The following is a 12,621-nucleotide window of genomic DNA, read 5'->3' on the forward strand; positions in this document are numbered from 1 at the left end:
CCCCGAAGCCTCAGAAGTGCGTGGTGACGCCCACGTACAGACTGCGGCGCGTGCCGTACTGCGGCGCGCCGACACCGACGCCGGTGCCGTCGCGCAGCAGGTACGAGGTGTCGAACAGGTTCAGGATCGCGATCCGCCCTTCGATGTCGCCGCCCGAAGGCTGCTTCCAGGTGTGGGTGTACGAGACATTGGCCACCGTGTACGACTTGAGCGAGGCGCTGTTGGGCGCGCCGCCGTCGGGCGTGCTGCGCAGGCCGCTGCCGAAGATCAGGTCGCCGCTCACCCGGTTGCTGCCGAAGCGATAGCTCGCGCCGGCCGACACCGTGTAGGTCTGGTCATGGTCCAGGTACACGTAGTGGTTGGCGATGTAGGCCAGCTCGTCGGCGCCGAACAGCGACTGGCTCGACACGATGTTGCGGCCCATCGCCTTCTGCCAGGCGAAGTTCGCATAGGCCGACCAATGATCGTCGTTGTAGCGCGCCGAAAGCTCGAGCCCGCGCGCAAAGCCTTTCTGGTAGTTGAAGGGCGACAGGATCAGCGCCTGCCCGAACTGCCCTTCGTCCAGCAGATTCGTGACTCGCTTGTAGTACGCATCGGCCGACAGCGTGAGCTTCGGACTCAGCCTGTGCGAGGCACCGACATCGAGGTAATGCGTGCGCTCGGCCTTCACCGGATCGGAGCTCGGGATCTCGGGCTGGTTGCTGGTGCCCGAGTACAGATTGATGCTCTGCTGCGAGGCCAGCTCCTGCGGCGGCGGCGTGAAGTAGCGCGCATAGCCCGCATGCAGCGCGGTGTCGTCCGAGAGCTTGTACGCGAGGTTGACGCGCGGGCTCCACTGGTGCTCCTTGGTGAAGGCATCGACGCTGTCGTAGCGCAGGCCGTAGTTGAGCGTGAGCTTCGGATCGATGCGCCATTCGTCCTGCAGATAGAGGCTGCCGAGCTGGCCGCGCTTGCCCGAGTCGTCGTTGATCAGGATCGGGTCGCTGCCGGTCTGCGCGCCGCTGCTGTCGACCGGGAACACCCCGACCGCATTGATGCTCTGCGTCGACTGCCGCGTGTAGGCGGCGCCGAAGCGCAGCGTGTGCGCGTCGCCGAGCTTGTACGAGCCGTCGAACTGCAGGCCGTTGGCCGAGTTGGATCGCAGCGTGTCCGAGGCGACGCCGTTGTAGATCAGGTCGCCGATCGGATCGGGCGTGTAGTGCAGTTGGGAATACTGATGGAAGGCCGACACCTGGAAATCCAGCGCGCCGAGGCTCTTCTGGAAGGACAGCGCGAAGAAACGCGTGGCCTCGGTCTGACGCTCGCGCACGTCGCTCGAAGGCAATGCGTTGAAGCCTGTCGCCAGGTCGCTCACGCCGGCCAGCGACCAGGCCGGCGTCTGGCCCGGATTGGTCGGAATCTGGAACTGCCCGTTGTAGGTGCCGAACATCAGGCCGACGCGCGTGTCGTCGTCGATGAAATACGAGAGATTGCCGAAGCTGCGGCCCTGCCGGGTGCGGTCGTTCTGCGCATTGAAGCTGGGCAGCGGGTTCTCGATGCCCTCGGTGTTGGACACCATGCTGGCCGACAGGTAGTAGCTGAGGTTGCCCTTGGTGCCGTAGACCGAGCCGTTCTCCTCCAGCGTCTGGTGGCTGCCGAAGGTGAAGCCCAGCGAGCCGCCGGGCTTGCCGAAGCCCTCCTTGGTCTGGATGTCGACCACGCCCGCGGTGCGCAGGCCGTACTGCGCGGGCAAGGCGCCGGTGAGGAAATCGATGCTCTCGACATAGCGCGTGTCGAGCGACTGGCCGAAGCCCGAGATGCCCTCGGGCAGCTGCACGCCGTTGATGCGGTACTGCACGTTGCCGTGGTCGTCGCGCACATGCAGCGCACCGGAAGCCTTCGAATCCTTGGCCACGCCGGGCAGGGTCAGCAGCACGTCGTCGAAAGAAGCGGCGTCGCCCTTGCCGAGCGCATCGATGGCCGAGCGGTCGATGCGGTAGACCGTGGTGCCGACCTGCGGCGACAGCTCGATGCGCGCCTTCTTCAGGCGCTCGGCCGTGACGTTCACGGCGGACAGGCTGTCGACCTGCGGCGAGATGGACAGGCCGGAGGGATTGTCCGCAGCCGGAGCCGCCGCGGGCGGCGCATCGGACTGGGCCAGCGCCGCGCAGGACGCGAGCGAGAAAACAGCAGCGCCGATCGCGCTGCGATGAAAGGAAAAGGACATGGAAGAACACTCGTTGAATCAAGGGGCAGCCCGCCGCCACCCGCAAACGCAGGTGCAGCTCGGCCGGACACGGGGGATTCAGCGAGTGGAAGGCGGGCCGCGCGCGTCGAACAGCGCGACCCATCGGGCGAGTGCCTCGCCCTCGAGATAGGAGAAGGTGGCGGCCGGCAGCACGACCGGCAACATGACCAGCGGCACGCAGAGTGCGGCCGAGCCGTGCGAGAGCTGGTCGTACAAGCGGCAGTCGGCACCGCTGTGGTGATCGAACAGCGCCGCCAGCCAGGGGTGGCGCGCCGGCAACTGTTCGGCTGGATCGGCGTTCGGGCTGCCCACCTCATCCGTTGCCGGTGACGTGGTGTGTGCGCGCTCCGTCAGCGCGTTGTGGATCGTGCCGTGCACCAGCCCCAGCGTCGTCGCCAGCCACACGGCGAACGCCAGCGCACAGAGCAGTGCGCGGGTTCGGTTCGAGCGGGTGGGCAGATGCATGGCGAGGCCCGCATTCTCCCACGGGCCTTGCCGCTAGCTCTCGCCGCTTTCGACCTGAAATCGGCTGGGCAGGAGGGCCTGCACGACCTCGGGCCAGCTGCGCTGGCGCGCCCACAGGCGCATGGCTTCGATGGAAGGCGCAAGGAAGCGGTCCTGCTCGATGAAGGCAACGCGCTCGCGGATGGCGGCGAATTCGGCTTCGAGCAGCGGTGAACTTTTCGGACCTCGTTTCAGCTCGATGCCTTGCACCGCCGCCATGGCCTCGATGCCGACGACCACCGCGGTGTTCTCGACCATCTCGCCCAGGCGTCGCGCCGCGAAGGTCGCCATCGACACGTGGTCTTCCTGGTTCGCCGAAGTCGGCAGGCTGTCGACGCTGGCCGGATGCGCGAGCGACTTGTTCTCCGACGCCAGCGCCGCCGCGGTGACCTGCGCGATCATGAAGCCGGAGTTGACGCCGCCGTCGCGCACCAGGAACGGCGGCAGGCCCGACAGGCCGCTGTCGAGCAGCAGCGCCATGCGGCGTTCGGAGATGGCGCCGATCTCGCTCACCGCGAGCGCGATGATGTCGGCCGCGAAGGCCACCGGCTCGGCGTGGAAGTTGCCGCCGGAGATCACGTCGCCGTTGTCGAACACCAGCGGGTTGTCCGATGCGGCATTGGCTTCGATGCGCAGCACGCGCGCGGCATGCGCGAGGTTGTCGAGGCAGGCGCCCATCACCTGCGGGACGCAGCGCAAGGAGTACGGATCCTGCACATGGCCGCAGTCGGCATGCGAGGGAACGATCTCGCTGCCGTCGAGCAGCGCGCGCACCGCGGCGGCGACGGCGATCTGGCCCGGCTGGCCGCGCGCGGCATGGATGCGCGCATCGAAGGGCTTGATCGAGCCCTGGATCGCCTCGAGCGAAAGCGCGCCCGCCATCAGGCCGGCCGCGAACACGTCCTCGGCGCCGAAGAGGCCGGCCAGCGCGAGCGCGGTCGACACCTGCGTGCCGTTGAGCAGCGCCAGGCCTTCCTTGGGGCCGAGCACGAAGGGCGCGAATCCGATGCGCGCCAGCGCCTCGGCGCCGCCGATCACTGCACCTTCGGGCGTGGTGACTTCGCCCTCGCCGATCAGCACGCAGGCCAGGTGCGCGAGCGGCGCGAGATCGCCCGAGGCGCCGACCGAGCCCTTGGACGGAATGCGCGGCAGCAGCCCGGCATTGCCGAGCGCGAGCAGCGCATCGACGATCTCCGGCCGTATGCCCGAATGGCCGCGCGCCAGGCTCACGGCCTTGGTCGCGAGCACGAGGCGCACCACGCCGGCGGCCAGCGGCTCGCCGGTACCCGCGCTGTGCGAGAGCACCAGGTTGCGCTGCAGCTCGGCCAGGCGCTCGTGCGGGATGAGGGTCTGCGCGAGCTTGCCGAAGCCGGTGTTGATGCCGTAGACCACGGCCCCCCCGTCGACGATGCTGCGCACCGTGGCCTGCGATGCAAGCAAGCGGGCATGCGCCGATGGATCGAGCGCGAGCCGCATGCCGCCGGCATGGATACGGCGCAGCAGGGGCAGGCCGACATGGCCCGGGAGCAGGGCGCCCTCCTCCGGGTTGCCTGCAACGGCCGATGGGTTTTCAGCAGCTTCTTTCATAATGTATGAGCCTGTATGTACAAGTAGGGTCTCGTCGATTCTGCCTCGAAAATCGCGCGCTGAACAGGCTTCGCATGACCGATCGGCGCAGCTGCGTTCGTGGGCATCTGCCGGCTTTCCGGCTTGACGGCCGCCAGAGGCCTCACTACATTACTAACCCGTCAGTCATTAACAATCCGATGCCCGCCCGCCGCTTCCTTGCCGACAAACTGTGCCCCGTGCGGGCCAAGCGCGAGCGTCGCAAGGAGGCGCGGCCCGGCGAGCTGCTCCAGGCGGCGCTCGACCTGTTCGTCGAGAAGGGCTTCGCCGCCACCCGCTCCGAGGAAGTGGCCGCGCGGGCCGGCGTTTCCAAGGGCACCCTCTTTCTCTATTTTCCGAGCAAGGAAGAGCTGTTCAAGGCCGTCGTGATCGAGAACCTCGCGGGCCGCTTCACCGAGTGGAACCAGGAGTTCGAGGTCTTCGAGGGCAGCACCGCCGACATGCTGCGCTACTGCATGCGCATCTGGTGGGAGCGCGTGGGTTCGACCCAGGCGTCGGGACTCACCAAGCTGATGCTCGGCGAAGGCCGCAATTTCCCGGAGCTCGCCGAGTTCTATCGCCAGGAGGTGGTGCGTCCGGGCCATTCGCTGCTGCGGCGCATCCTGCGGCGCGGCATCGACAGCGGCGAGTTCGCGCCGATCGACGTCGATCATGCGATCTACGCCATCGCCGCGCCCATGCTGTTCCTGATGATGTGGAAGCACTCGACCCCGATCTGCATCGACGGCGAGGCCGAACTCGATCCCGAGAAGTACATCGCGCTGCAGACCGAGATCGTGCTCCACGGCCTGGTCGCACCCCGACCCTAGAATTGAAGGTTTGTCCCGAGTCCCCGAGGAAAAGCCCATGAACCCCACACCCACCCTGGAGCGCCTGCGCTTCAACATGATCGAGCAGCAGATCCGCCCCTGGGACGTGCTCGATCTCGAGATCCTCGACCTGCTGGCGCAGATCCGGCGCGAAGACTATGTGCCGCCGCCCCACCGGCCGCTCGCCTTCTTCGACATGGAGATCCCGCTGGAAGGTGCCAAGGGCGCCCGCGAACCGGGCCAGTGCATGCTGTCGCCGAAGGTCGAGGCGCGCATGCTGCAGGACCTGCATGTGCAGAAGACCGACTCGGTGCTCGAGATCGGCACCGGCTCCGGCTTCATGGCCGCCCTGCTCGCGCACCGCGCGGCCGAAGTGCTGACACTCGAGATCGACCCCGGCCTCGCCGCCATCGCCACGCAGAACCTGCGGCGCAACGGTGTGGCCAACGTCGAGGTGCGCGTTGCCGATGGTGCGGTGCCGCTGCCCAGCGGGCCGACCTTCGACGTGATCGTGCTGAGCGGCTCGGTGGCGCGCGTGCCGCAAGGCCTGCTGGGCTCGCTGAAGATGGGCGGACGGCTGGCTGCGATCGTCGGCGAAGAGCCGATGATGCGCGCCCACTTCGTCACCCGCGTCGGCGAAGGCAAGTGGGAAAGCACGCAGCCGTGGGACACGGTCGCGCCGCGCCTCTTGCGCTTCCCCGAGCCTTCGCGCTTCAACTTCTGAAGCCGGCCCGCCTCATGATCGAACAGATCCGCCCTGCCGAAGTCGCCGCCTGGTTCGCGCGCGATGCCGGCGCCGCGCCGGTGCTGCTGGACGTGCGCGAACCCTGGGAGCTGCAGACCGCCAGCGTGGTGCCGCAGGGCTTCGCGCTGGTTGCGATCCCGATGAACGAGATCCCCGGCCGCCTGGCCGAGCTCGACCCCGGCCAGCGCATCGCCTGCCTGTGCCATCACGGCGCGCGCAGCCAGCGCGTGGCCGCCTTCCTGGCCCAGAGCGGCTTCGACACGGTGGCGAACATCGCCGGCGGCATCGATGCCTGGTCGGCCCAGCACGACACGTCCGTGCCGCGCTATTGATTCCATCCAAGGACCTGCATGCCCGTGCGCCGGCTTTCTTCTCTCTGCGCGGCGCTCGCGGCCGCGTTCGCCGCAGCGATCGCATTGCCGGCCCAGGGCCAGAGCCTGATCGAACTCTACGATGCCGCACGCGATTACGACGCGAGCTACCAGGGCGCGCGCGCGCAGTACGACGCCAGTGTCGCGCGCGCGGCGCAGGCCAAGGCGGGCATCCTGCCGACCGTCGGCCTGTCGGCCGGCGACACGCGCACCCAGCTCGATGTCGACGTGCCCGGCAGCAACGTGTCGCGCGGCTTCAGCACGCAGACCGTCGGCATCAATGCCACGCAGCCGCTTTACCGGCCGGCGAACTGGGCCACCTACGAGCAGGGCAAGCGCCAGGCCGACATCGCACAGGCCGTGCTGACCGCGGCCGAACAGGACCTGGTGGTGCGCGTCAGCCAGGCGTACTTCGATGTCCTCGGCAGCCAGGACAGCCTCGCGCTGGTGCGGGCGCAGAAGACCGCGGTGGCCGAGCAGCTGGCCTCCGCCAAGCGCAATTTCGAGGTCGGCACCTCGACCATCACCGACACGCGCGAGGCGCAGGCGCGCCACGACCTCGTGGTCTCGCAGGAGATCGCGGCCGAGAACGACCTGCAGGTCAAGAAGATCGCACTCGACCAGCTGGTCGGCCGCACGGGCAGCGTGCCGGTGCCGCTGGCCGCGCCGGTCGTGCTGCCCACGGTCTCGCCGGCCAGCATGGAAGCCTGGGTGGCCCAGGCCGAGGACGTGCATCCATCGATCCGGCAGGCCCGGCTCGGCGTCGACGTGGCCGGGCTCGAAGTGCAGAAGGCCGAGGCCGGCCACAAGCCCACGCTCGATGCGACCCTGGGCTACAACGTCGCCAACAATCCGCAGGGCACCAGCACCACCACCGGCCGCTCGCGCATCAACGCCGCCACCGTCGGCGTGGTGTTCAACCTGCCGCTGTTCGCGGGCTACGCGACCGAGAACCGCATCAAGGAAACGCTGGCGCTCGAAGACCAGTCGCGCTCGGTGCTCGAAGGCACGCGCCGCAGCGTCACCCAGGCCACGCGGGCCGCCTACCTCGGTCTGGTCTCGGGTGCGGGCCAGGTCAAGGCGCTGGAAGCCGCCGAGTCCTCCAGCCAGAGCGCGCTGGACGCCAACAAGCTCGGCTACCAGGTCGGCGTGCGCATCAACATCGACGTGCTCAACGCACAGAGCCAGCTCTACCAGACCAAGCGCGACCTGGCACTGGCGCGCTACAACGTGCTGCTGGGCCACCTCAAGCTGCGCCAGGCCAACGGCACGCTCAGTGCGGACGATCTGCAGGGCATCAACCTCGCGCTGGCGACCGGCGATCGCGCCACGCCCGAAAGCGCCGCCTCGCCGACGCAGCCCTCGGCCGCGACGCAGAGTCCGGTGCCGGTGCCGCGGAACACCATCCCGCGCGTGCCGCCGGTGCCGGTGCCGCCCTTCAATCCCGGTGCGCCCATGATGCCGGTGCCGCCACCGCCGCCGGTGATCGTCGCACCACCCGGCAGGTAGCGGTTCAGGGGCCGCCGCGGCGGTACGCGCCCGGCGCGCTGCCCGTCCAGCCCTTGAAGGCGCGCTGGAAGGCCGCGCTGTCCGCGAAGCCCAGCTCGTAGGCCAGCGTGGCCAGGGGCACGGTGCTGGTGTTGAGGCGCACGATCGCCATGTCGCGTCGCAGTTCGTCCTTCAACGACTGGAACGAAACGCCCTCATTCGCGAGGCGCCTTTGCAGCGTCGACGTCGACATGTGCAGCGCATCGGCCGTCGCGGCGAGCTCGGGCCACGCGGGCTGCGTGTGCTGGAGGTGGTCCCGCACGCGCGCGCTGACGAGGTCGTCGCCGCGCCGGGGCACGATGACCTGGGTCTGCGCGTCGGCCAGGAAGGCGCGCAGCGCGGCCTCATCGCGACGCACCGGCGACTGCAATTGCGCCGCATCGAACCAGAACGCCGAGTGGCGGCATTCGAACTGCAGCGGCGCCGGAAAGACCTTGCCGTAGCTGGCCGCATGCAGCGGGCGCTCGAAGGCGAAGTCGAAGCCTGCGGCAGGCAGCTGGCCGCCTACCAGCCAGGCCAGCAGGCGCCAGAAGATGCGCAGCAACAGCTCGTGCAGAAAGGTCGGGCGCGCGACGGACGCCTCGGTGAAATGCAGGGCCAGACCCGCCAGCGCACCATCGTGCACCGGCACCAGCAGAAGGTCGTCCTGCAACAGGCGAAAGCTGCGCGCGATGCGGCGCATCGCCACCTCCAGCGTCGCGGCACCGATGGCCGAGCGGATCACCAGCGCCAGGCTGCCGCGCCTGAGAGGCCGCGACAGGAAGCCGAGGCATTCGTCGTCGAGGCCTTCCATCAAGAGTCGGAACAGCGCCACGTACTGGTCCGCGGTCACGCGCGCACCGACCTGATGAAGCAGTTCCGGCGCAATGCCAGCGCCGGCCAGGAAGGCGTCGCAGGGTTGATGGCGTGCCTGCACGCCGGACACCATGCCCTGCACGAAGGCCATCGGAATCGTGACGGGAGGACGCAGCATCAAGGCGTGCCGAGCAAGGGATTGAGGTCTTTTGCCATGGGATCGACGCATTGCGCAATCGCGCGCGGGGCCGCCGGTTTCTACCATGAGCCCATAGCCAAGGAGACCTCGCAATCCCGGGGTCGAACGGAGACGCAGCATGTACCTCACCCAAGCCTTGCACCGCGCAGTGCAGCAGCATCCCGACCGGATCGCGGTGCGCTTCGGCGAACGAGAGCGCACGTTCCGCGCGCTGGCCGATCGCGTCGCACGCCTGGCCGGCGCATTGCGCGCCCTCGGCATGCAGACCGGCGATCGCGTCGCGATGCTGTCGCTCAACTCCGACCGCTACCTCGAATACCAGATGGCGGTGCCCTGGGCCGGCGGCGTGCTGAACCCCTGCAACATCCGCTGGTCCGCCGCGGAGATCCTGTACTCGCTGGAAGACTCGGGCTCGACGCTGCTGCTGGTCGATGAGACCTTCCGTCCCATGGTCGAGCAGTTCCGCCACCAGTCGGGCAGCCTGCGCCAGGTGATTCATTGCGGCGACGGCGATGCGCCGAAGGGCATGCACGGCTACGAGGCGCTGATCGCCGAAGCCGACCCGATGGCCGACGCCCTGCGCCGCGGCGAAGACCTCGCCGGCATCTTCTACACCGGCGGCACCACCGGCTTTCCCAAGGGCGTGATGCTGAGCCACACCAACCTGTGCAGCTCGGGCCTGGCCCTGCGCGCCGAGAGCTTCGCGACGCCGGACGGCACCTACCTGCATGCCGCGCCGATGTTCCATCTGGCCGACATGGGCTGTGCGATGCCGCACTGGATCGAGGGCAACGCGCACGCGATCATCCCGGCCTTCCACCCCGAGCAGGTGCTCGACGCGATCGCGCGCGACCGCGTGACGCACACGCTGCTGGTGCCGACGATGATCCAGATGCTGGTCGACCATCCGTCGATGAAGAAGCCGCGCGACCTGGGCTCGCTGAAGGCCATCGCCTACGGCGCCTCGCCGATGTCGGAAGCGCTGATCGAACGCGCGATGGCGGCGCTGCCCGGCGTCGATTTCGTGCAGGCCTACGGCATGACCGAGCTGTCGCCGGTCGCGACCATCAACCCGGCCTCGTACCACCGGCCCGAGACGCGCTACCTGGGCAAGCTGCGCTCGGCCGGGCGCGCAAGCTTCGCGATGGAGGTGCGGATCGTCGATCCGATGGACGAGGAAGTGCCGCGCGGCACCGTCGGCGAGGTCGTGGTGCGCGGCCCCAACGTGATGCAGGGCTACTGGAACAAGCCCGAGCTCACGGCCGCCGCCCTGCGCGACGGCTGGATGCACACCGGCGACGGCGCGTGGATGGACGAGGACGGCTTCGTCTTCATCGCCGATCGCCTGAAGGACATGATCATCAGCGGCGGCGAGAACGTCTACTCGGCCGAGGTCGAGAACGCGCTCGCCCAGCATCCGGGCGTCGCCGCCTGCGCCGTGATCGGCGTGCCGAGCGACGAATGGGGCGAGGCGGTGCACGCGGTGGTGGTGCGAAGGCCCGGCAGCGATGCCGATGCCGCGGCGCTGATGGCGCATTGCAAGACGCTGATCGCCGGCTACAAGTGCCCGCGCAGCGTGGACTTCGTCGAGGCGCTGCCGCTGTCGGGCGCCGGCAAGGTGCTCAAGACCCAATTGCGCGAGCCCTTCTGGCAGGGCCGCGAACGGCATGTGGCGTGAACGCGCCCCTCTTCTTTTTCTTTCTCCAGGAGTTTTCTCATGAGCCGTGACGTCTTCGTCGCCGGGGTCGGCATGATCCCTTTCACCAAGCCCGGGGCCCACGAGCCCTATCCGCAGATGGCCGCCAGGGCTGCGCGCGCCGCGCTCGCCGATGCCGGCGTCGGCTACGAGCAGATGCAGCAGGCCTACGTGGGCTACGTGTACGGCGACTCCACCGCAGGGCAGTGCGCGCTGTACGAAGTCGGCATGAGCGGCATCCCGATCGTCAACGTCAACAACAACTGCTCCACCGGCTCGACCGCCCTCTTCCTCGCGCGCCAGGCGGTGGCGAGCGGCGCGGCCGACTGCGTGCTCGCGCTCGGCTTCGAGCAGATGAGCCCGGGCGCACTCGGTGCCGTGTTCAAGGACCGGCCGAGCCCCTTCGAGCGCTTCGACCGCGCCACCGACGAGCTGGTCGGCCAGGGCGACGTGCCGCTCGCGCTGCGCTACTTCGGCGGTGCCGGCCTCGCGCACATGCAGCAGTACGGCACGCAGCTGTCGACCTTCGCGAAGATCCGCGCCAAGGCCAGCCGCCATGCGGCGAACAATCCGCTCGCGCTCTTTCGCAAGGTCGTGACGGAAGACGAGGTGCTCGCCGCGCCCGTGATGTGGCCTGGCGTGATGACGCGCCTCATGGCCTGCCCGCCGACCTGCGGCGCGGCCGCGGCCGTCGTCTGCTCGGCCGCTTTCGCCGAGCGCCACGGCCTCGACCGACGCGTGCGCATCCGGGCGCAGGCCATGACCACCGACCGGCCGATCAGCTTCGAGGCGCGCGACATGCGCGAGGTGGTCGGCTTCGGCATGGCCAGGGCCGCGGCCGCGCAGGTCTACGAGGCGGCCGGCATCGGCCCGCAGGACGTGGACGTGGTCGAGCTGCACGACTGCTTCGCCCACAACGAGTTGATCAGCTACGAGGCGCTCGGCCTGTGCCCCGAAGGCGGCGCCGAGAAGTTCGTCTGCGACGGCGACAACAGCTACGGCGGCCAGGTCGTCACCAACCCGTCGGGCGGGCTGCTGAGCAAGGGGCATCCGCTGGGCGCGACGGGCCTGGCGCAGTGCTACGAACTCACGCACCAGCTGCGCGGCACGGCCGACGAGCGTCAGGTCGAAGGTGCGCGGCTCGCGCTGCAGCACAACCTGGGTCTGGGCGGCGCGTGCGTGGTGACGCTGTACGAACGCGTCTGAACAAAAAGCAAGAAGGAAGCCCCATGATCGACAGGAAATGGATCGGCCACGCGCTGCCCGCATCGGTGCTGCCGATCGAGCGCAGCCGGCTGCGGTTCTTCGCCAAGGCGATCGGCGAGACCGATCCCGTCTACACCGATGCCGCGGCCGCGCACGATGCCGGCTATCCGGATCTGCCCGCGCCGCCGACCTTCCTGTTCGCGGCCGAGCTCGACTCGGGCGTGCTGGACCGGCTGCTCGCGGACCTGCAGATCCCGATCGCCAGGCTGCTGCATGGCGAGCAGAGTTTCAGCTTCCACCGGCCGGCCTGCGTGGGCGACACGGTCACCGTGCGCTCGACGATCGACGACATCTACGACAAGAAGAACGGCGCGCTCGAATTCGTCGTCAAGACCGCACGGGCCACCAACCAGCGCGATGAGCTTGTAGCCGAGCTTCGCACCGTCATCGTTTGCCGGAACTGAAGCATGAACCGACTCGAATTCGACAACATCCGGATCGGCGACGAACTGCCGCCGCTGCAATTGCAGCCCGTGACCCGCACGACGCTGGCCCTGTTCGCCGGCGCCTCCGGCGACCACAACCCGATCCACATCGACACCGACGTGGCGCGCACGTCCGGCATGCCGGACGTGTTCGCGCAGGGCATGCTGGGCATGGCCTGGCTCGGCCGCCTGCTGACCGGCTGGGCGCCGCAGAGCCGGCTGCGCCGCTTCGAGGCGCGCTTCCAGGGCATCACGCACCTGGGCAATGCCATGCGCTGCACGGGCCGCGTGGTCGAGAAGCTCGAACACGACGGCGAGCGCTGCGTGCGCATCGAGCTGCAAAGCGCCAACCAGTTCGGACAAACCAAGATCGTCGGCGAAGCCCTCGTCGCCCTGCCTTGAGGCATCTT

At 68.8% G+C, this 12,621-nt stretch carries 12 protein-coding genes; 8 read left to right on the top strand and 4 right to left on the bottom strand.

Translation table 11 applies throughout. The annotated features are described in order from the left end of the window. Nucleotides 1-10 precede the first annotated feature (10 nt). The 3 genes from WDLP6_RS17405 to hutH all read right to left on the bottom strand — a co-directional run bounded on the left by WDLP6_RS17405 (nucleotide 11) and on the right by hutH (nucleotide 4,318). On the bottom strand, nucleotides 11-2,206 hold the full coding sequence (locus WDLP6_RS17405; protein WP_162593360.1) for a TonB-dependent receptor: 2,196 nt from the start codon (nucleotides 2,204-2,206) through the stop codon (nucleotides 11-13). A gap of 78 nt (nucleotides 2,207-2,284) precedes the next feature. Next, nucleotides 2,285-2,692 carry a hypothetical protein gene (locus WDLP6_RS17410; protein WP_162593361.1) on the bottom strand — a complete coding sequence of 136 codons (408 nt, stop codon included), beginning with the start codon at nucleotides 2,690-2,692 and terminating at the stop codon, nucleotides 2,285-2,287. Nucleotides 2,693-2,725: 33 nt separating this feature from the next. Further along, the gene (gene hutH / locus WDLP6_RS17415; RefSeq protein WP_162593362.1) at nucleotides 2,726-4,318 is read right to left on the bottom strand and encodes a histidine ammonia-lyase; all 1,593 of its coding nucleotides are present in this window, start codon (nucleotides 4,316-4,318) and stop codon (nucleotides 2,726-2,728) included. A gap of 179 nt (nucleotides 4,319-4,497) precedes the next feature. Here hutH and WDLP6_RS17420 point away from each other — a divergent pair, with 179 nt between their 5' ends. Genes WDLP6_RS17420 through WDLP6_RS17435 form a run of 4 tightly spaced genes read left to right on the top strand, consistent with a single transcriptional unit; the run spans nucleotide 4,498 to nucleotide 7,791 of the window. Next, on the top strand, nucleotides 4,498-5,166 hold the full coding sequence (locus WDLP6_RS17420; protein WP_162568368.1) for a TetR/AcrR family transcriptional regulator: 669 nt from the start codon (nucleotides 4,498-4,500) through the stop codon (nucleotides 5,164-5,166). A 37-nt stretch (nucleotides 5,167-5,203) separates the two neighbouring features. Beyond that, nucleotides 5,204-5,890, top strand: coding sequence for a protein-L-isoaspartate O-methyltransferase family protein (locus tag WDLP6_RS17425; RefSeq protein ID WP_162593363.1), 687 nt, complete (start codon nucleotides 5,204-5,206; stop codon nucleotides 5,888-5,890). A 14-nt stretch (nucleotides 5,891-5,904) separates the two neighbouring features. Then, entirely contained in the window at nucleotides 5,905-6,243 is a 339-nt protein-coding gene (locus WDLP6_RS17430; protein WP_162593364.1) for a rhodanese-like domain-containing protein, read from the top strand. A gap of 18 nt (nucleotides 6,244-6,261) precedes the next feature. After that, the gene (locus WDLP6_RS17435; RefSeq protein ID WP_162593365.1) at nucleotides 6,262-7,791 is read left to right on the top strand and encodes a TolC family outer membrane protein; all 1,530 of its coding nucleotides are present in this window, start codon (nucleotides 6,262-6,264) and stop codon (nucleotides 7,789-7,791) included. Between the two features lie 4 nt (nucleotides 7,792-7,795). Here the strand turns inward: WDLP6_RS17435 and WDLP6_RS17440 are convergent, their stop codons facing one another. Further along, the gene (locus WDLP6_RS17440; protein ID WP_162593366.1) at nucleotides 7,796-8,803 is read right to left on the bottom strand and encodes an AraC family transcriptional regulator; all 1,008 of its coding nucleotides are present in this window, start codon (nucleotides 8,801-8,803) and stop codon (nucleotides 7,796-7,798) included. A 139-nt stretch (nucleotides 8,804-8,942) separates the two neighbouring features. On the opposite strand from WDLP6_RS17440, the gene WDLP6_RS17445 reads away from it, so the two are divergent. Genes WDLP6_RS17445 through WDLP6_RS17460 form a run of 4 tightly spaced genes read left to right on the top strand, consistent with a single transcriptional unit; the run spans nucleotide 8,943 to nucleotide 12,613 of the window. Beyond that, nucleotides 8,943-10,502: a long-chain-fatty-acid--CoA ligase gene (locus WDLP6_RS17445; protein ID WP_162593367.1), complete on the top strand. Its 1,560-nt coding sequence runs from the start codon at nucleotides 8,943-8,945 to the stop codon at nucleotides 10,500-10,502. A 39-nt stretch (nucleotides 10,503-10,541) separates the two neighbouring features. Further along, nucleotides 10,542-11,726 carry a lipid-transfer protein gene (locus tag WDLP6_RS17450; RefSeq protein WP_162568374.1) on the top strand — a complete coding sequence of 395 codons (1,185 nt, stop codon included), beginning with the start codon at nucleotides 10,542-10,544 and terminating at the stop codon, nucleotides 11,724-11,726. Between the two features lie 23 nt (nucleotides 11,727-11,749). Beyond that, on the top strand, nucleotides 11,750-12,190 hold the full coding sequence (locus WDLP6_RS17455) for a MaoC family dehydratase N-terminal domain-containing protein (protein WP_162593368.1): 441 nt from the start codon (nucleotides 11,750-11,752) through the stop codon (nucleotides 12,188-12,190). Nucleotides 12,191-12,193: 3 nt separating this feature from the next. Further along, on the top strand, nucleotides 12,194-12,613 hold the full coding sequence (locus WDLP6_RS17460; protein WP_162593369.1) for a MaoC family dehydratase: 420 nt from the start codon (nucleotides 12,194-12,196) through the stop codon (nucleotides 12,611-12,613). Nucleotides 12,614-12,621 lie beyond the last annotated feature (8 nt).

It is taken from the genome of Variovorax sp. PBL-E5 (assembly GCF_901827185.1).
Lineage (GTDB): Bacteria > Pseudomonadota > Gammaproteobacteria > Burkholderiales > Burkholderiaceae_C > Variovorax.

Excerpts from the sequence above, each read along its gene's own strand:
- WDLP6_RS17460 (WP_162593369.1), top strand. The coding sequence starts at position 12,194 with ATGAACCGACTCGAATTCGACAACATCCGGATCGGCGACGAACTGCCG.
- WDLP6_RS17440 (WP_162593366.1), bottom strand. The coding sequence starts at position 8,803 with ATGCTGCGTCCTCCCGTCACGATTCCGATGGCCTTCGTGCAGGGCATG.
- WDLP6_RS17450 (WP_162568374.1), top strand. The coding sequence starts at position 10,542 with ATGAGCCGTGACGTCTTCGTCGCCGGGGTCGGCATGATCCCTTTCACC.
- WDLP6_RS17425 (WP_162593363.1), top strand. The coding sequence starts at position 5,204 with ATGAACCCCACACCCACCCTGGAGCGCCTGCGCTTCAACATGATCGAG.
- WDLP6_RS17455 (WP_162593368.1), top strand. The coding sequence starts at position 11,750 with ATGATCGACAGGAAATGGATCGGCCACGCGCTGCCCGCATCGGTGCTG.
- WDLP6_RS17435 (WP_162593365.1), top strand. The coding sequence starts at position 6,262 with ATGCCCGTGCGCCGGCTTTCTTCTCTCTGCGCGGCGCTCGCGGCCGCG.
- WDLP6_RS17410 (WP_162593361.1), bottom strand. The coding sequence starts at position 2,692 with ATGCATCTGCCCACCCGCTCGAACCGAACCCGCGCACTGCTCTGTGCG.
- hutH (WP_162593362.1), bottom strand. The coding sequence starts at position 4,318 with ATGAAAGAAGCTGCTGAAAACCCATCGGCCGTTGCAGGCAACCCGGAG.
- WDLP6_RS17445 (WP_162593367.1), top strand. The coding sequence starts at position 8,943 with ATGTACCTCACCCAAGCCTTGCACCGCGCAGTGCAGCAGCATCCCGAC.
- WDLP6_RS17420 (WP_162568368.1), top strand. The coding sequence starts at position 4,498 with ATGCCCGCCCGCCGCTTCCTTGCCGACAAACTGTGCCCCGTGCGGGCC.
- WDLP6_RS17430 (WP_162593364.1), top strand. The coding sequence starts at position 5,905 with ATGATCGAACAGATCCGCCCTGCCGAAGTCGCCGCCTGGTTCGCGCGC.
- WDLP6_RS17405 (WP_162593360.1), bottom strand. The coding sequence starts at position 2,206 with ATGTCCTTTTCCTTTCATCGCAGCGCGATCGGCGCTGCTGTTTTCTCG.